Annotated in this window: 17 protein-coding genes; 8 read left to right on the forward strand and 9 right to left on the reverse strand. The window is 51.3% G+C overall.

Going from position 1 to position 17,881, the window contains the following annotated elements; all coding sequences use genetic code 11:
* Positions 1–16: 16 nt before the first annotated feature.
* On the reverse strand, positions 17–862 hold the full coding sequence (locus tag OGX67_RS00930; RefSeq protein WP_003028793.1) for an MIP/aquaporin family protein: 846 nt from the start codon (positions 860–862) through the stop codon (positions 17–19).
* A 428-nt stretch (positions 863–1,290) separates the two neighbouring features.
* On the opposite strand from OGX67_RS00930, the gene zapB reads away from it, so the two are divergent.
* The 3 genes from zapB to OGX67_RS00945 all read left to right on the forward strand — a co-directional run bounded on the left by zapB (position 1,291) and on the right by OGX67_RS00945 (position 2,683).
* Positions 1,291–1,536 carry a septal ring assembly protein ZapB gene (zapB, locus tag OGX67_RS00935; protein WP_019077914.1) on the forward strand — a complete coding sequence of 82 codons (246 nt, stop codon included), beginning with the start codon at positions 1,291–1,293 and terminating at the stop codon, positions 1,534–1,536.
* A gap of 92 nt (positions 1,537–1,628) precedes the next feature.
* Positions 1,629–2,297 (forward strand): hypothetical protein, encoded by a 669-nt coding sequence (locus OGX67_RS00940; RefSeq protein ID WP_257651923.1) that lies wholly within the window; start codon positions 1,629–1,631, stop codon positions 2,295–2,297.
* Positions 2,294–2,683: a hypothetical protein gene (locus OGX67_RS00945; RefSeq protein ID WP_048220112.1), complete on the forward strand. Its 390-nt coding sequence runs from the start codon at positions 2,294–2,296 to the stop codon at positions 2,681–2,683. Before OGX67_RS00940 ends, OGX67_RS00945 begins: the two co-directional genes overlap by 4 nt.
* A 36-nt stretch (positions 2,684–2,719) precedes the next feature.
* Here the strand turns inward: OGX67_RS00945 and rraA are convergent, their stop codons facing one another.
* The 7 genes from rraA to priA all read right to left on the reverse strand — a co-directional run bounded on the left by rraA (position 2,720) and on the right by priA (position 10,712).
* A complete protein-coding gene (rraA, locus tag OGX67_RS00950; protein ID WP_003028798.1) occupies positions 2,720–3,205 on the reverse strand; it encodes a ribonuclease E activity regulator RraA in 486 nt (161 codons plus the stop codon).
* Between the two features lie 92 nt (positions 3,206–3,297).
* A complete protein-coding gene (gene menA, locus OGX67_RS00955) occupies positions 3,298–4,227 on the reverse strand; it encodes a 1,4-dihydroxy-2-naphthoate polyprenyltransferase (protein WP_003028801.1) in 930 nt (309 codons plus the stop codon).
* Positions 4,228–4,294: 67 nt separating this feature from the next.
* Positions 4,295–5,626: an ATP-dependent protease ATPase subunit HslU gene (hslU, locus tag OGX67_RS00960; protein ID WP_003028803.1), complete on the reverse strand. Its 1,332-nt coding sequence runs from the start codon at positions 5,624–5,626 to the stop codon at positions 4,295–4,297.
* 9 nt (positions 5,627–5,635) lie between these two features.
* Positions 5,636–6,166: an ATP-dependent protease subunit HslV gene (gene hslV, locus OGX67_RS00965; RefSeq protein ID WP_003028805.1), complete on the reverse strand. Its 531-nt coding sequence runs from the start codon at positions 6,164–6,166 to the stop codon at positions 5,636–5,638.
* Between the two features lie 91 nt (positions 6,167–6,257).
* Positions 6,258–7,238 (reverse strand): cell division protein FtsN, encoded by a 981-nt coding sequence (gene ftsN, locus OGX67_RS00970; RefSeq protein WP_003840513.1) that lies wholly within the window; start codon positions 7,236–7,238, stop codon positions 6,258–6,260.
* Positions 7,239–7,331: 93 nt separating this feature from the next.
* Positions 7,332–8,357, reverse strand: coding sequence for a DNA-binding transcriptional regulator CytR (gene cytR / locus OGX67_RS00975; protein ID WP_003028807.1), 1,026 nt, complete (start codon positions 8,355–8,357; stop codon positions 7,332–7,334).
* Between the two features lie 156 nt (positions 8,358–8,513).
* A complete protein-coding gene (gene priA, locus OGX67_RS00980) occupies positions 8,514–10,712 on the reverse strand; it encodes a primosomal protein N' (RefSeq protein WP_003840515.1) in 2,199 nt (732 codons plus the stop codon).
* A 204-nt stretch (positions 10,713–10,916) separates the two neighbouring features.
* Between priA and rpmE the strand changes: the two genes are divergently transcribed.
* The 3 genes from rpmE (at position 10,917) to OGX67_RS00995 (ending at position 13,650) form a co-directional block, all read left to right on the forward strand.
* The gene (rpmE, locus tag OGX67_RS00985) at positions 10,917–11,129 is read left to right on the forward strand and encodes a 50S ribosomal protein L31 (RefSeq protein WP_003028810.1); all 213 of its coding nucleotides are present in this window, start codon (positions 10,917–10,919) and stop codon (positions 11,127–11,129) included.
* A gap of 337 nt (positions 11,130–11,466) precedes the next feature.
* Entirely contained in the window at positions 11,467–12,147 is a 681-nt protein-coding gene (locus OGX67_RS00990) for an oligogalacturonate-specific porin KdgM family protein (RefSeq protein ID WP_003028811.1), read from the forward strand.
* 78 nt (positions 12,148–12,225) lie between these two features.
* Positions 12,226–13,650 (forward strand): MFS transporter, encoded by a 1,425-nt coding sequence (locus tag OGX67_RS00995; protein ID WP_286525656.1) that lies wholly within the window; start codon positions 12,226–12,228, stop codon positions 13,648–13,650.
* 52 nt (positions 13,651–13,702) lie between these two features.
* On the opposite strand, the gene metJ is transcribed toward OGX67_RS00995, so the two are convergent.
* Positions 13,703–14,020 carry a met regulon transcriptional regulator MetJ gene (gene metJ, locus OGX67_RS01000; RefSeq protein WP_003825168.1) on the reverse strand — a complete coding sequence of 106 codons (318 nt, stop codon included), beginning with the start codon at positions 14,018–14,020 and terminating at the stop codon, positions 13,703–13,705.
* A 264-nt stretch (positions 14,021–14,284) separates the two neighbouring features.
* Here metJ and metB point away from each other — a divergent pair, with 264 nt between their 5' ends.
* Positions 14,285–15,445, forward strand: a complete 1,161-nt coding sequence (gene metB / locus OGX67_RS01005) for a cystathionine gamma-synthase (protein ID WP_003028818.1) — start codon at positions 14,285–14,287, stop codon at positions 15,443–15,445.
* Between the two features lie 2 nt (positions 15,446–15,447).
* Entirely contained in the window at positions 15,448–17,880 is a 2,433-nt protein-coding gene (gene metL, locus OGX67_RS01010; RefSeq protein WP_257651922.1) for a bifunctional aspartate kinase/homoserine dehydrogenase II, read from the forward strand.
* Position 17,881 lies beyond the last annotated feature (1 nt).

Consider the following 17,881-nt stretch of genomic DNA (forward strand, 5'->3'; position numbering starts at 1 on the left):
TTGTCCCGTAGTCACATTACAGCGAAGCTTTTTGTTGAGTGTTGGCCGCCGCGTCTTTTTCTTCAATCACGCAGACATCGCACGGTAAATGGCGACCAATCAGTTTGCGATATGCCCATGCGCCCAAAATCGCGCCGGTAATTGGGCCAAACACCGGAACCAGGAAGTAAGGGATATCGCGACCACCTGTGAAGGCAATCTCACCCCATCCGGCCATCCAGGCGAAGAGTTTCGGTCCGAAGTCACGTGCCGGGTTCATCGCAAAACCTGTCAGCGGACCCATGGAAGCACCAATAACGGCAATTAATAAGCCAATCAGCAGTGGTGCCAGCGGACCACGAGGTACACCGTTACCATCGTCGGTCAGAGCCAGAATCAGCCCCATTAGAATAGCGGTAATGACCATTTCAACCGCGAAGGCCTGCACAAAATTGATATGCGGATTCGGATAGGTGGAGAAAGTACCCGCCAGACCCAGGCTTTCGGTAGTGCCACGCACGATATGGTTGGTTTGTTCAAAATCGATGAAAAGATTGTAATAAAGCCCGTAAACCAATGCCGCTGCGCAAAAGGCGCCGGCAATTTGCGAAATAATAAAAGGGACAACTTTGCGTTTATCAAAACAGGCGAACAGCCAGAGTGCGATGGTTACCGCGGGATTCAGGTGTGCACCAGAAACACCTGCGGTCAGATAGATAGCCATCGCTACCCCCAGACCCCAGATGATACTGATTTCCCACTGACCAAAAGTAGCACCTGCTACTTTGAGTGCAGCGACACAGCCCACACCGAAGAAAATCAACAACCCGGTACCGAGGAATTCAGCAATGCACTGGCCTTTTAAGGTTGAGGTTTGACTCATAATCGGATCCTGAAGAGAGTTTAATGTTTATTGTGTGCGAGAAGGTCACTGACATCCCCGGAGCCGGTAGGCACACTGTTAATTTATCGTTAACGCTCAAAAACGAGAAATATCGAAATTAAAATGTGTGTACTGCATCAACAAAATGAGCGTTTTCGCGCCATTGTGCGGTATTTGTTATACAAAAATAGTGTGAGCTGAATCATTTCACTGATCAATCTGTTAACACTTAAGAGTTATGACAGTCATGTCACCAGGAGAAAGACTAAAAGTGTTGCAAACCGCAATCTGCGCGGGATGCCGCTGGACAGGGATGACGCGGCTTCATACAATCGGTGTTAAGTAGAGTGCGCTCGTTTTTATTAAGGCGTCGCCGGTTATCGGGACGAGGATTTTTATCCATCAACGCCTTGCAATTCAGGAGAGGTATGACGATGTCATTAGAAGTGTTTGAGAAACTGGAAGCAAAAGTACAGCAGGCGATTGATACCATCACGCTGTTACAGATGGAAATCGAAGAGCTGAAAGAAAAGAACAACTCACTGTCGCAGGAAGTTCAGTCTGCACAGCAGCAGCGTGAAGAGCTGGAGCGTGAGAACAACAACCTGAAAGAACAGCAGAATGGCTGGCAGGATCGTCTGCATGCCCTGCTGGGTCGTATGGAAGAAGTCTAATTCTGATTTCTTTAAAAAGGCATCCATAATGGATGCCTTTTTACTATGTAGAGATTAGGATATCGTAACTTTTAAATTTCAAAGAATACGATATGACAAATAGAAACGATATTATTGATAATTCGGATCGATTTATCACCAGTGATATTAAATATGGCCTTATCTATACAGAGAATCTAGGATGGATTGATTTAGGCCATGCTAATCCAGCAGGGGCTGAAAGATTATGGTTTGAAATGATAAGAGCTCGTGGTGGTGATAGCGAATTTTATGAAGTAAATTATCATCAAAGTATGTCCAAAAACATTCATGGCCTAAATATTAATACTGGTATATATCGTAGATTTATGGTGCGACGAGGATTACCGGAACGAACCTTACAAGGTATTGCTTTATCGATATTCTTAGGTACGTCACATCGCTTCGAATCCTTGCAGGATTTTTGGCCTTACGTATATTTAACGGATAGTGGCTATAGTGCTGAAGATTTGGTATCGAACTTATTTGGTTTTTACCAAGCTGTAAATTATGCAGATTACACCTCTCGTCTTCAGATCTGTTCGAAAGAAAAGGCTTATCGTATCTGGGACTTCTATGGTCCTGTTGGTGAGTTTAAAAACAAAAGCGTTATTCCGTTACTATTTCCTGACCCAATAGATAAGGATAAGAAACATGAACCCTACTCAGGGGAATTACCTTTATTTATGGATATAATAAAACCTGTTGCGAATCCAAATTATGTTCGGGAACTCCGCATATGAAGTTCAGGAAATCAGGTTTTATTATTGTATTTATGATTTTAATTTCGCTACTTTATTGCTGTTTCATGTTGAGCATCTTTACAGAAAAAATCTATACACAGCAGAATTTATTATTCTATCATCTGCTAACACCGAAACCTCTTAAACAGGTCCCAAGGGTATCCAGCGACTGGTTTTTTGTAAGCTATTCAGATGAAGGTAGCCATCTTCAACTCAGTGAAATAATTTTTATCGGAATACAAAAGAGTGACGTTCAGATAGCTGTGGATAAATTAAATGCTTATATCGAAACTTATCCTGCCAGTCGTGAGATGATGAGCGTCGTTGCCGAAGAAAAAAATGAAAAGTATGATATTAAAGTCATTCATTACGAATCAAATGAATGAAAAAAAGGCCATCAAATTTGCTGATGGCCTTTTTACTTACTCGATATCAAGCGGGTCTTCGGAGAGGATTATCCCGGTGTTGTCGGCGTACAGGTGGTCGCCAGAGAAGAACGTTACACCGCCAAAGTTGACGCGTACATCGCTTTCTCCAATACCTTCCCCTGCGGCACCGACCGGAATGGCGGCAATCGCCTGAATACCGATATCCAGTTCTTCCAGATCGTCTACCTGACGGACTGAGCCGTAGATGACCAGACCTTCCCATTCATTCTGTACGGCCAGTCGAGCCAGTTCGGCATCGACCAGCGCACGACGGACAGAACCACCGCCATCGACCAGCAGAATGCGACCACGGCCGTTTTGTTCGAGCAGATCGTACAGCAACCCGTTGTCCTCGAAACATTTTACCGTGATGATTTGTCCGCCAAACGACGACCGTCCTCCAAAGTTAGAGAACAGTGGTTCCACGACGTTGACATCTTCCTGATAGATGTCACAAAGCTCGGATGTATCGTATTTCATAGGCTCAACGTTCAGTTGCTGCGAGAATTTTTAGTATATCGCGCTATGTGTACTGTTGGCAAAATCATCAATTGTTAATTGATATTTGTCAGTTAAAGAGACCACTGACTTAAGAAAATTCCAACGACAAACAGCAGGTTAGTTAACAATGCCGCTTTTACGGTGCGTTCCAGCATCGGGCGCATTGCCGCAGGATCCATCTCACGCATCACGTACCGCGCCTGTTTAATCAGCAGCGGAGCGGCGAGGATAAACAGCCATCCCCACAGGCTTTGCAGCGAAAACAGGTTAAACAGCGCCAGGCAGACTAGTGTCCCCATCAGCAGGCAGGCATGGTAACGGCGGGCATTGACGGCGCCTAAACGCACGACCAGCGTGTTCTTGCCGTTCTCTCTGTCGCTGTTGATATCGCGCAGATTGTTGACGTTGAGCACGGCAGTTGCCAGCAGGCCGCAGGCGGTAGCAGGCAGAATGAGCGCCGGAATCAACGTATGCGCCTGCAGATACCAGCTTCCCATAACGCTCAGCCAGCCGAAGAACACCAGTACGGAAATATCGCCCAGACCGATATATCCGTAAGGGCGATTACCTACGGTATAGGTGATTGCGGCGATGATCGACAGGCCGCCGAGCACCAGGAAGCCGACAAAATCTGCCAGCGTGTGGCAGGCCACAGCAACCAGGGCCAGACCGGACAGGCAGATCAGCACCACGGTGACGATCAGCGCCCGCTTCATCTGCTGTTGGGTTATGACCCCTTTTTGCATACCGCGCAGCGGTCCTATGCGGTCGGGCTTGTCGCTGCCTTTGACGGCATCGCCATAGTCGTTAGCGAGATTGGACAGAATTTGCAGCAATCCCGCCGTAATCAATGCCAGCAGAGCAACCAGCGGATTGAAGTATCCTTGCCACCATGCTAATGCCGTACCGACGATGATCGCCGCGAAGGCGAGCGGTAAGGTCTTAGGTCGTAAACTTTCCAGCCAGGCTTGTGAGCGGCTAATTTGTTGTTGTTCAGTCATATTTAGCGCCAATAAAAATGGGGCTTTATCAGCCCCATCAACAGTGATGAAAATGCATTGAACGCGATTATAGGATAAAACGGCTCAGATCTTCATCTGCGACCAGCGCATCCAGATGTTTGCTCACATATTCGGCATCAATTGTGATGCTTTGGCCGTTCAAATCGCTCGCATCATAGGAAATATCTTCCATCAGACGTTCCAGAACGGTATGCAGACGACGTGCACCGATGTTTTCGGTGGTTTCGTTGACCTGCCAGGCCGCTTCCGCAATGCGTTTAATACCGGATTCAGTGAAGTTGATGTCCACACCTTCAGTCGCCATCAGCGCTTTGTACTGGACGGTGATGGAGGCATTCGGTTCGGTAAGGATACGCTCAAAATCGCTGGTGGTCAGCGCCTGAAGTTCCACACGAATCGGCAGACGACCCTGCAGTTCCGGGATCAGGTCGGACGGTTTCGCCACCTGGAATGCGCCAGAGGCGATAAACAGGATGTGATCGGTTTTCACCATGCCGTGCTTGGTGGACACCGTGCAGCCTTCAACCAGCGGCAGCAGGTCGCGCTGTACGCCTTCGCGGGACACGTCCGGGCCGGAGGATTCACCGCGCTTACAGATTTTGTCGATTTCGTCGATAAACACGATCCCGTGCTGCTCAACGGCGTCGATAGCTTCTTGTTTCAGCTCTTCCGGGTTCACCAGTTTGGCCGCTTCTTCTTCAATCAGCAGTTTCATCGCGTCTTTGATTTTCAGCTTACGCGGTTTTTGCTTCTGACCGCCCAGGTTCTGGAACATGGACTGCAGCTGGCTGGTCATCTCTTCCATTCCCGGAGGCGCCATAATTTCAACGCCCATCGGTGCGGCCGCGAGATCGATTTCGATCTCTTTATCATCCAGCTGGCCTTCACGCAGTTTTTTACGGAACGCCTGACGCGCTGCAGAAGGTTCCTGCGGCTGCTCTGACTGTCCCCAGTTATTTTTAGCCGGTGGGATCAGCACGTCGAGAATGCGCTCTTCCGCCATCTCTTCAGCGCGGAAGCGGTTTTTCTCGATTGCCTGCACGCGGACCATCTTAATGGCAGCATCGGTCAAATCGCGGATGATCGAGTCAACTTCTTTACCAACATAGCCAACTTCGGTGAATTTGGTTGCTTCAACTTTGATGAACGGCGCGTTGGCCAGTTTTGCCAGGCGACGGGCGATTTCGGTTTTACCGACGCCGGTCGGGCCAATCATCAGAATGTTTTTCGGCGTGACTTCATGACGCAACTCTTCGTTGAGCTGCATACGACGCCAGCGGTTACGCAGGGCAATCGCCACGGAACGCTTAGCGTTATCCTGGCCGATGATGTGTTTGTTCAGTTCGCTGACAATTTCGCGTGGGGTCATTTCAGACATGGGGGATCCTTACGCTTTGGAGTTCAATTCTTCGATGGTATGGAAGTGGTTGGTATAAATGCAGATATCCCCTGCAATATCCAACGCTTTCTCAGCAATCTCGCGTGCGCCAAGCTCGGTGTTTTCCAGCAGAGCGCGTGCAGCAGCCTGGGCGTAGGGACCGCCGGAGCCGATGGCAATCAGATCGTTTTCTGGCTGGATGACGTCGCCGTTACCGGTGATGATGAGCGATGCCGTTTCATCTGCGACGGCCAGCAGCGCTTCGAGTTTGCGCAGCATACGGTCTGTACGCCAGTCTTTTGCCAGTTCAACGGCAGCCTTCACCAGGTGACCCTGGTGCATTTCCAGCTTGCGTTCAAACAGTTCAAACAGCGTGAATGCATCCGCAGTACCGCCCGCAAAGCCCGCGATGACTTTGTCGTTGTAAAGACGGCGGACTTTCTTCACGTTGCCTTTCATTACGGTGTTACCCAGTGTGGCCTGACCATCACCGGCGATTACCACATGGCCGTTACGGCGTACGCTTACTATTGTTGTCACGAGCAGACCCCTTGGTTACAAATGCAATGTACAGGCCCCGCACAGTATGCGGGGCGTAATGCAAGTATAGATGGGGGGGATTTTGGGGGTTTCAACCCCCAGTGGCGAGTCGAATGCAGTTTGTGTGACCAGCAACCTTCAGGCGGCTGATGGTGTTGTCGGCATTCTCTTTGCCTTTGACCGGACCAATGACCACGCGATTCCAGCCGTTATTGGTGGTAATACGCGAGTTGAACCCTTCAAAGGCCAGCTGCGCGCGCACGGTTTCTGCCTGCTCAGCGCCTTTAAATGACCCGCACTGAACCATCCAGCGGCGTTCATCTTTTTTCTCCGCCGTCTGTTTTGGCGGCTGCGTTTCATTCGTTATTGGCGCGGCCGGTTGCGTTTTCGGCTGAGCGGCGGTGGTATGCGCAGGCGTTTGCAGCAAATCCTGATACGGCTGTTGCGCCGCCGGTTTTGGCTGTGCTTTCGGCTGCTGTACCGGCGCGGTTTGCGCCGTACGCGTTTGCGGCTGCTGGTAAGGCTGTTCCGCTACCCGTGGTTGCGTGCGCGGCTGTTGAGCCTGCTGCTGCGTGTTGGCCCATTGCTGTTGCTGTACCTGACGCTGGCGCTGCAGCGTTTGCTGGCGTTGTTCAGGCGTTTGTTCGTTCCACGGCACTTCGTTGAGCTGAGTTGGCTGTTGACGCATATCAGCCTGCATTTGCGCCAATAGCTGGCGCTGCTCATTGGTTAATTGGTCGGCGTTCAGCACCTCGCCGCCGGCAGACGGTTCGGTAGGCGCACGTACGCCAGGCTGACGGCTTTCCAGCTCTTTAATGTATCGCCAGCGCTCTTCCGGTTTTGGCGGGATGCCATTACCGGTGACTTTCTGGTTTTGCAGCGTTTCGGACTCTTCTTTCTTGTGATGCGTAATGAAGTACAGACCACCGATAAAGGTCACGAGTACGGCTGCAGCAATAGCAACCATTGCGGGCGATACCGCAGGCGTATTGCGTTGTTTTTTCCGTGATGTGCTCTTCTTGCGCCGCGAAGGTGCCGGTTGGCCGCGACGTACATAATCTCGTTGTGCCACTATCGTTTCGCTGTATTTATTCGTTCGTCAGCCCGCCATGTTACTTAAGCGGCGGGCCTTTGACCAGACAGGGGAGTCCGAAAGCACTTTACTTTACGTCAGTGCCCGGGTAGTACCCCGAATAATAAGCTCGCAGTCCAGTAAACGTGAGCCACTGCTGACGTTCTGTCCTTGTAATTGATCGAGCAGTAACAGCATAGCTTCACGTCCGATATCGAAACGCGGCTGTGCGACGGTTGTCAGGGGTGGATCACAAAATTCCGCGAGCGAAATGTTATCGAAGCCGATAATCGATAAATCGTCGGGCACCTTCAGACCCTGACGTTTGGCGTAAGAGAGGGCGCCAAGCGCCATGACATCGCTGTGACAAAAGACCGCGGTAGGCGGCTGTGGTAGCGCCAGGAGCTGTTTAAGCGCATTGGCTCCCGCTTCATAGGTAAAGTCACCGCGCGCGATGAAATGCGGATCGACCGTAATTCCGCTGCGACGTAGTGCCTGAACGTAACCTTGCAGACGGTAATGGCACAGCGGCATATCTTCGGGCCCGGCGATACAGCCAATGCGTTTATGCCCCAGTTCCAGCAGATAGTTCATCGCGTTGAAGGCGGCGGTGAGGTTATCAATGTGCACGGTGGGCAGTTCCAGCTCTGGCGCGAACTCGTTGGACATAACCATCGGTGGCAAGTTGCGTTGCTCTTCCACGCTGGCATCAAACGGCAGGCGCGAGCTGAGCAGCACCATGCCATCGATCTGCTTGGTAATTATGAGGTTGAGGAAGGTCTTTTCCTGCTGGTTCTGGTGCGCGCAATCGCCGATAAGCACCAGATATCCCTGTTCTGCGGCGGTGACTTCGATGCCACGAATCACTTCGCTAAAAAACGGATCGCAGATATCCGGCACAATCACCAGAATGGTACGCGATTCATTACGCTTAACGTTACGTCCCATTGATTGGGGTAAATATCCCACTTCAAGCGCTGCCTGCTCAACCTTGTTACGGGTTGACTGCGAGACTTTGTCTGGGTTCATTAATGCGCGGGATACGGTTGCCGTTGAGACTTTCGCCTTCAGAGCAACATCTTTCATCGTAGCGGCGGCAACCTGCTTATTCGGTTTCACTCTTTCTCCTCGCCAGAGAGCTGCTGGCACAGACTCGTCCTTGAATAGCCTTCATCTGAAACATTTTTATCAGATAGTGAATGGAAGCGGTTACAGAATTTTCATAAAAAGTGTGATGGATATTTAATTTTACGATCCGCCTCGCATCGTGAGGGATTATCCCTCGATGGGATCGACATCCAGCACCCATTTAACCTTACGTGCATCGGGTAACGTATTTATCAGCGCCAGCGTTCCGCTGACGATATGCTGCAGGCGAATTCGCGACGGGTGCTGCAACAAAATTTGCCAGCGATAGCGACCGCCACGTTTGGGCGCCAGGGCGGGAACTGGACCTAACACCCACAGTTTTTCATCGGCCAGCGGACTGGCCTGAATCAGATTTCGTAACTGCTGTAAGAACATCGGCGCATGCTGGTTGTTGTGATCTTCTGCCCGCACGATCACATGGCTGGTCCATGGAGGAAGCTGGAGCGTTTGTCGCTCTGCCAGCGCCTGCTCGGCAAAGGCGTCATACCCTTTATACAGCAAGGTTTGCAGCAGCGGATGTTCAGGGTGGTGCGTTTGCAGTACCACTTCGCCCTGCTTCCCGGCGCGACCGGCACGCCCGGAAACCTGCGTGTAGAGCTGGGCGAAGCGTTCTGCCGACCGGAAATCTGCGGAGAACAGCGCGCCGTCAACGTCCAGCAACGCCACCAGAGTGACGTCCGGGAAATGGTGGCCTTTCGCCAGCATTTGCGTGCCGATCAGGATTCGCGCGCCGCCGCGATGCACTTCCGCCAGATGCTGCTCCAGCGAGCCTTTGCGGCTGGTAGTGTCACGATCGATGCGTGAGATTGGCACGCCGGGGAAAAAAGGCGCCAGAGCCTGCTCAAGCTGTTCGGTGCCGAGTCCTACCGGAACCATGTGCGTTGAGCCGCAGGAAGGGCATTGACGCGGTATCGGACGCTGACTGTCGCAGTGATGGCAGCGCAGATGGTGTTGCGCCTGATGCAGCGTGTAGTAGTGGTCGCAGCGCGGGCATTCAGCAATCCAGCCACAGTCGTGGCACAGCAGGGCAGGCGCAAAACCCCGGCGGTTTAAAAACAGGATCACCTGGTTATCCGCTTGCAGATGCTGACGCATACGGGCGATAAGCGCAGGGGCGAGCCCGGCCTGTACCTGCTGACCTTTGAGATCCAGCACGTGCTGAGTGGCTGGGCGTGCATTCCCGGCACGGCGCGTCAGGCGCAACATGCGGTATTTTTTCTGCCGCACATTGCACAGCGTTTCCAACGCTGGGGTGGCTGAGCCGAGAATGATAGGAATTTGTTCGCTATGGGCGCGATAAACCGCGAGGTCGCGCGCATGATAACGCCAGCCTTCCTGCTGTTTATAAGAGCTGTCGTGCTCTTCGTCGATGACAATCACGCCCAGATTTTTAAACGGCGTGAACAGCGACGAGCGCGTGCCGATAACAATTGCCGCTTCACCATTTTTCGCCTTCAGCCATGCCGAAAGACGTTCACTGTCATTTAAACCCGAGTGCAGGACTTCGACCGGCGCATTGAAGCGTTCGCGAAAACGGGCAATAGTTTGCGGCGTCAGGCCAATCTCCGGCACCATTACCAGCGCCTGTTTGCCCTGGGCGAGCACATTTTCCAGTACGCTTAAATAGACCTCTGTTTTACCCGATCCCGTCACGCCCGCTAATAGCCAGGCGCTAAAACTGTCAGAAGCGCTGTGGATCGCCCCGACGGCGGTGGCCTGTTCGGTATTCAGCCGCAGACGCTCACCGGAAACAGCGTAGTGCGTACGCCAGTCGCTAAAGCCTGGCGTTTCGCTTGCCAGGGAGCACAGCCCTTTTTTCCGCAGTGCCTGTAATGCGGCATCATTAAATTCCAGTTCAGCCACCTGGTCGCGCCAGATTTTTCCCTGGCGTAGCGCAGCCAGCGCCTGTTGCTGCTTGGGAGAACGCTTCAGGCTGTTGAGGTCAATAACCTGGCCTTCTTCAGTGGCAAACCAGTACCACATGGGCGCGTTTGTCGCCGGACGTCCCTGGCGCAGTAAAATTGGCAGAGCGTGAAACAGTACGTCACCGATAGGATGATGATAATAATCCGCCGCCCACAACAGCAGACGCCAGACAGAGGTCGAGTAGACCGGTTCGCTGTCCAGCACTTCGAGAACGGCTTTCAATTCGCTTCGCGGTAGTTCACTGTGCTCGCTGACGGACAGGACGATACCCACACGCTCCTGCTGCTTGCCAAAAGGCACGCGTACACGACACCCGGCTTTGGCGCTCAAGCCTTCCGGCAGGAGGTAGTCAAAGGTGCGAGGTAGCGGAACAGGTAAGGCAACGTGCGCAACGGGCATTGAATCATCCTGACTTGAAATCTGGCGGGTTAGTATACACATTAGTGGAGGGTAGAATGCGGATCAGTTTGCATGAGCAGGTTAATTTCTGTATGATTCGCCGCCTTTGATACAAATTTGTATCACTGACCTATACTATTAACATCGCGTGGTGTCTGGCGTTAGGGCTGGAAGAGCGACGCGGCCTTAAACCGAGGTTTTCCCATGAAAAAAGATATTCACCCGAAATACGAAGAAATTACTGCAAACTGCTCTTGCGGTAACGTCATTAAAATCCGCTCTACTGTCGGTCACGATCTGAACCTCGACGTGTGCAGCAAGTGCCACCCGTTCTATACTGGCAAGCAGCGTGATGTTGCTACCGGTGGCCGTGTTGATCGCTTCAACAAGCGTTTCAGCATCCCAGGCAGCAAGTAAGTTCAGCTGTCAGAAAAAAGCGCCTTATGGCGCTTTTTTTGTATCTGCGCTTGAAGACTAAAATTTATATTGATGTGTTGAATAGTGTTTTTTATTTAACAAATGAAACGGTGTTTTTATTTTTTAGGTAAAATGTTTCTACTGGTGATCTGCGTCATTTTTATCTTCTGATTTCTGCCACTCATGCCAATTGTTGGCAAAATACCAAAGGTTTCTGCTTTCTTTCTAAAATACACTTTCATGGAAATATAAAATTATTCTTAATCCTTCATCGTTTCCCATTAATGGACGGGACGAGTTGGGTAATTTCCGTTGTTGAGTGTGAAGAGGGATTGTCATGAAATTTAAATCTGCGTTATTACTGATTCCATTATTCTCTGCGGCCGCACAAGCGGGTTATGTTGATTACCGGCATGAATATTATGACGATGGGCGTAATTACGATCGTGTTTATATGTCTCACCGTTTTGCGACTGGTTTTGGTGTCGCAGTCGAAGCCATTTCACGTTCCGAAGATACGCAATCTAATGATGCGTGGAATAATATGGAAAGTAATGGCAACGAGTATACTGCAAGCTACCAGTTTACCTGGCGGGATCTTATCTGGCAGCCAGGTATTGCGATCGAAACGGGCGATAACATCACGATTTATAAACCTTACATCCGCGTGCAGTACAACATTAACGACAGCTGGTGGACCGCGTTCCGCTATCGTCAGGAGTACATGCGCAGAAACACTGACGGCAAAGATGACCGCATGGTCTATCGTCCGGAAGCCTGGCTTGGTTATAACGTCAATGACTGGATGTTTGAGCTAAATGGTATTTATAAAATTGCCGATAGCGAAGATTTATATAACAACCGGAAAGATGATTATGAATATAACTTCCGCGTGGCGTATAAACTAGGCTCTTGGGTTCCATTTGTTGAGGTTGGTAACGTTTCCTCGGGTTATAACACAACAACGACTGACGATCGTCAAACCCGTTATCGTGTCGGTCTTGGTTATAACTTCTAATCGGTAATAGTTTTCATATCGACTGATTACATCGATAAGCATAGTTTGTGTGAATAATATGTCTAAGGAGTTGACATCATGTCTAATGATGGAACTATTATCGGAAATAATGAACCCACTGCCGTCAGACCTTTCGGAATTCGAGATAAAATTGGTTATTTATGTGGTGACCTCGGAACCTGTTTTATTCTTGGCTTAGTTAATAGTTTTTTAATGATTTATTACACTAACGTCCTCGGTATTTCCGGCGTTATCGTTGGCTCACTCTATTTTGTGACCAAACTCTTTGATGCGTTCGTTGATGTTGGTGTAGGGCGCTTATGCGATACCTCTAAATTGACGGTACATGGACGTTTTAACCCGTGGATGCGTCGCATGAAGTATCCATTTTGCATCATTGCAGTTGTCCTGTTCCTGCCGTTTGTGAATGATTTTTCTTATACGGCGAAAATTATCTACATCTGTTGCTCCTATTTCATTTACGGTTCGCTGTTATCGACCGTGAGTATTCCGTACGGTGCTATGTCTGCGGCGATTAGCTCGAATCCGGATGATCGTGTCTCGCTGTCAACCTGGCGCAGCGTTGGGTCAGCTATCGGCGGTGGGGCAACTGGCTTTTTCATTCCGATCCTGATGTACACCACCCTGGTGGACGGAAGCCAAGTGATTTCCGGGCAACACTTCTTCTGGATTTCCATTGGTTGCGCAGTGCTGGGCTTTATCTTTTTATCCTTGACCTGTCAGTTAACGACCGAACGCGTGCGTGTGGAGAGAAAAGAGAGCATGCCCGTTTCGGTGTTGCTGAAGGGACTGGCACGCAATAAGGCGCTGATTGTTTTAGTGGTTGTGGATTTGCTGATTGTGATTAATCAGGGATTGTCCGGTACTAATATGACTTACCTGTTTAATGACTATTTCCACAATAAAGAGGCGATGTCAGTCGCGTTGCTGTTTACCTTTGGTTCCCTGGTTTTGCTGGCACCATCGGCATCCTGGCTCACAAAGCGGTTTGGTAAAAAAGAGGCCAGCGTCGGCGCGCTACTCTTTGCAGTAGCGATGTATTTGATTATGTACTTCATCCACATTACCGACGCGAAAGTCTATTTGGTTTTCCTGTTCCTGGCGACGTTGGGGGCTGGACTATTCAACCTGATGATTTGGGCGTTTATGACCGATGTGTGTGATTATCACCAGTATGTCACCGGCGATCGCGAGGATGGTACCGTCTATGGTGTGAACTTCTTTGCCCGCAAGGTTGGTCAGGCGTGTGCAGGGGCCATTGGCGGCTTTATGTTGGCCATCATTGGTTATCAATCATCTTCAACAGGTGGCGCTGTGCAAACCAGCATCGTGCAGGAAAACATCTATACGATGGCGAATCTTTTACCGGCGTTATGCCTGTTTTTGGCCGCGGTTATTCTGATTTATTTCTATCCATTGAACCGTAAAGAGACGCTCAAAATGGAAGAAACATTGAATAAACTTAATGGTATCAGTAAGTAACATAGCGAGAAGCGGCGGGAGCAATCCCGCCTTTTCTCATCTGTTCTAACAATCAGTATTCCCACGTTTCCGGGTTGATACCCAGTTCACGCATGATTACCTTTGCTTCTTCCGGGATTTCATCACTGCGTTCTTTACGCAGGTCGTCATCGTTGGGTAATGGTTGCCCGGTAAAAGCATGCAGAAACGCTTCACACAGCAGTTCGCTGTTGGTGGCGTGGCGCAGGTTGTTCACCTGACGACGCGTGCGTTCATCGGTAAGGATTTTTAACACCTTCAGAGGAATGGAAACCGTAATTTTTTTGACTTGCTCACTCTTCTTACCGTGCTCAGCGTATGGGCTGATATATTCGCCGCTCCATTCAGCCATGAGATACCTAATCCTCTTTGTCATTAATATTGAGGCCAGAACCTGAGCCCGGACCATAATTGCGCGTAGTTTATCGTAGTGGCGCGGCCCTGACACGAAGTAGCCGACGCAGATGTACGCTAATGCATATAATTTTAACGGCTATTTCCAGTTTGCTCAATCTATACGCAAAGAAGTTTAGATGTCCAGATGTATTGACGGCTATAGTAACAATGATTACTCTGGTGCCTGACTTTTCACCGACTCAGCCAGGATCTTCTCAATATGACGCGTAAACAGGCCACCATCGCAGTGCGTAGCGGGTTAAATGACGACGAACAGTACGGTTGCGTTGTCCCGCCGATTCACCTCTCCAGCACCTATAACTTTACCGGATTTAATGAACCTCGTGCTCATGACTATTCGCGTCGCGGCAACCCAACGCGTGATGTCGTTCAACGTGCGCTGGCGGAACTGGAAGGTGGTGCAGGTGCTGTACTGACCAATACTGGCATGTCGGCGATTCATTTGGTGACCACTGTCTTCCTTAAGCCTGGCGATCTGCTGGTTGCACCGCACGACTGCTACGGCGGGAGCTACCGACTGTTTGACAGTCTGGCAAAGCGTGGCTGTTATCGCGTCCTGTTTGTCGATCAAGGAGATGAGCAGGCATTGCAGGCCGCATTGGCGGAAAAACCGAAGCTGGTGCTGGTAGAAAGTCCAAGCAACCCGCTGCTGCGCGTGGTGGATATTGCGAAAATCTGCCAGTTGGCGCGCGAGGCTGGCGCGGTCAGCGTGGTGGACAACACTTTTTTAAGCCCGGCACTGCAAAATCCACTGGCATTAGGCGCCGATCTGGTGTTGCATTCATGCACGAAATATTTAAACGGTCACTCAGACGTGGTGGCTGGTGTGGTTATAGCCAAAGATCCGGAGACGGTCACTGAACTGGCATGGTGGGCGAATAATATTGGTGTGACCGGCGGCGCGTTTGATAGTTATCTGCTGTTGCGCGGCCTGCGTACTTTGTCTCCTCGTATGGAGGTGGCGCAACGTAATGCTCAGGCGATAGTCGATTATCTGCAAACTCAGCCGCTGGTGAAAAAATTGTATCACCCGTCATTGCCGGATAATCAGGGCCATGAGATTGCTGCGCGTCAGCAAAAAGGCTTTGGCGCGATGTTAAGTTTTGAACTGGATGGCGATGAGCAAACGCTGCGCCGTTTCCTCGGCGGGTTGTCATTGTTTACGCTGGCGGAATCGTTAGGGGGCGTTGAAAGTCTGATCTCCCACGCCGCAACCATGACACACGCGGGCATGGCACCAGAAGCGCGTGCTGCTGCCGGAATTTCCGAAACGCTGCTGCGTATCTCCACCGGTATTGAAGATGGCGAAGATTTAATTGCCGACCTGGAAAATGGCTTCCGGGCTGCAAACAAGGGGTAAACATGAGTGTGATTGCGCAGGCAGGGGCGAAGGGTCGTCAACTGCACAAATTTGGTGGTAGTAGTCTGGCAGACGTGAAATGTTATCTGCGTGTCGCAGGCATTATGGCGGATTACTCGCAGCCTGATGACATGATGGTTGTTTCAGCCGCAGGCAGTACCACTAACCAGTTGATTAGCTGGCTGAAATTAAGCCAGACCGATCGCCTTTCTGCGCATCAGGTTCAACAGGCGTTACGTCGCTATCAAAGTGAGCTTATCAGCGGTTTGTTACCTCCCGAGGTGGCGGATGGGCTGATTGGCGCGTTTATTCACGATCTGGAACGCCTGGCTGGGTTACTCGACAGCGGCGTGAACGATGCCGTCTATGCTGAGGTTGTTGGGCATGGCGAGGTATGGTCCGCGCGTTTGATGTCTGCCGTCCTTAATCAACAGGGGCTGGAGTCGGCCTGGCTGGATGCGCGCGATTTTTTACGTGCTGAACGCGGTGCCCAGCCGCAGGTCGATGAAGGTCTTTCTTACCCATTACTGCAGCAACTGTTGGCGCAGCATCCGGGTAAACGCCTGGTGGTTACCGGCTTTATTAGCCGCAGCAATGCCGGTGAAACAGTGCTACTGGGGCGTAACGGTTCTGACTACTCGGCGACGCAGGTTGGTGCGCTGGCGGGCGTTTCCCGAGTAACCATCTGGAGCGATGTCGCTGGGGTTTACAGCGCGGATCCGCGTAAAGTAAAAGACGCCTGTTTGCTGCCGCTGCTGCGTCTGGATGAAGCCAGCGAGCTGGCGCGTCTGGCGGCACCGGTTCTCCATGCCCGTACCTTACAGCCGGTTTCCGGTAGCGATATCGATCTCCAGTTGCGTTGTAGCTATACCCCAGAGCAGGGTTCAACGCGTATTGAGCGAGTACTGGCCTCCGGTACCGGGGCGCGTATTGTGACCAGTCATGATGACGTCTTCCTGATTGAGTTTCTGGTTCCGACTGGCCAGGATTTTAAGCTGGCTTATAAAGAGATTGACCAGGTTTTAAAACGTAGCCAGGTGCGTCCGCTGGCAGTGGGCGTGCATCCTGACCGCCAGCTATTGCAATTTTGCTACACCTCCGAAGTCGCTGACAGCGCGCTGAAAATTCTGGATGAAGCTGGCCTGCCAGGCGAGCTGCGTCTGCGCCAGGGGCTGGCGCTGGTGGCGATGGTCGGGGCGGGCGTCACCCGTAATCCGCTGCACTGCCACCGTTTCTGGCAACAGTTGAAAGGTCAGCCGGTTGAATTCACCTGGCAGTCGGAAGAGGGTATCAGCCTGGTCGCGGTACTGCGTACTGGGCCAACGGAGAGCCTGATTCAGGGTCTGCATCAGTCAATCTTCCGTGCTGAAAAACGCATTGGTCTGGTGTTGTTCGGCAAAGGCAACATTGGGTCGCGCTGGCTGGAGTTGTTCGCTCGCGAGCAGAGCACGCTCTCGGCGCGTACCGGATTAGAGTTTGTGCTGGCGGGTGTGGTTGATAGCCGTCGTAGCCTGCTGAATTACGAAGGGCTGGATGCCAGCCGCGCGTTAGCTTTCTTTGATGACGAGGCGGTAGAGCAGGATGAAGAGTCTCTATTCTTGTGGATGCGTGCTCACCCGTATGATGATTTAGTGGTGCTGGATGTGACCGCGAGCGAGCAACTGGCGGATCAGTATCTGGATTTTGCCAGCCATGGTTTTCACGTCATCAGCGCCAACAAACTGGCCGGGGCGAGCAGCAGTAATAATTACCGCCAGATTCATGACGCTTTCGAAAAAACGGGTCGCCACTGGCTGTATAACGCCACCGTAGGCGCAGGCTTGCCGATCAACCATACCGTGCGCGATCTGATTGATAGCGGGGATACTATTTTGTCGATCAGCGGGATCTTCTCCGGCACGTTGTCGTGGTTGTTCCTACAATTTGATGGCACGGTCCCATTCACCGATCTGGTGGATCAGGCATGGCAACAGGGTCTGACTGAACCCGATCCGCGCGTAGATCTTTCCGGCAAAGATGTGATGCGTAAGCTGGTGATTCTGGCGCGTGAAGCGGGTTACGACATCGAACCGGACCAGGTTCGCGTGGAATCGCTGGTGCCTGCGCATTGTGAAGAAGGCTCTATTGACCATTTCTTTGAGAATGGCGATGAACTGAACGAGCAGATGGTGCAGCGTCTGGAAGCGGCGCGTGAAATGGGGCTGGTGCTGCGCTATGTGGCGCGTTTTGATGCTAACGGCAAAGCTCGCGTTGGTGTTGAAGCGGTTCGCCCTGAACACCCGCTGGCGGCGCTGTTGCCGTGCGATAACGTATTCGCCATAGAGAGCCGCTGGTATCGCGATAACCCGCTGGTGATCCGTGGACCGGGCGCGGGCCGTGACGTTACCGCAGGGGCGATTCAGTCTGACATCAACCGTTTGGCGCAGTTGCTGTAGT

Source organism: Citrobacter sp. Cf118, from assembly GCF_030334095.1.
Taxonomy (GTDB): domain Bacteria; phylum Pseudomonadota; class Gammaproteobacteria; order Enterobacterales; family Enterobacteriaceae; genus Citrobacter; species Citrobacter freundii.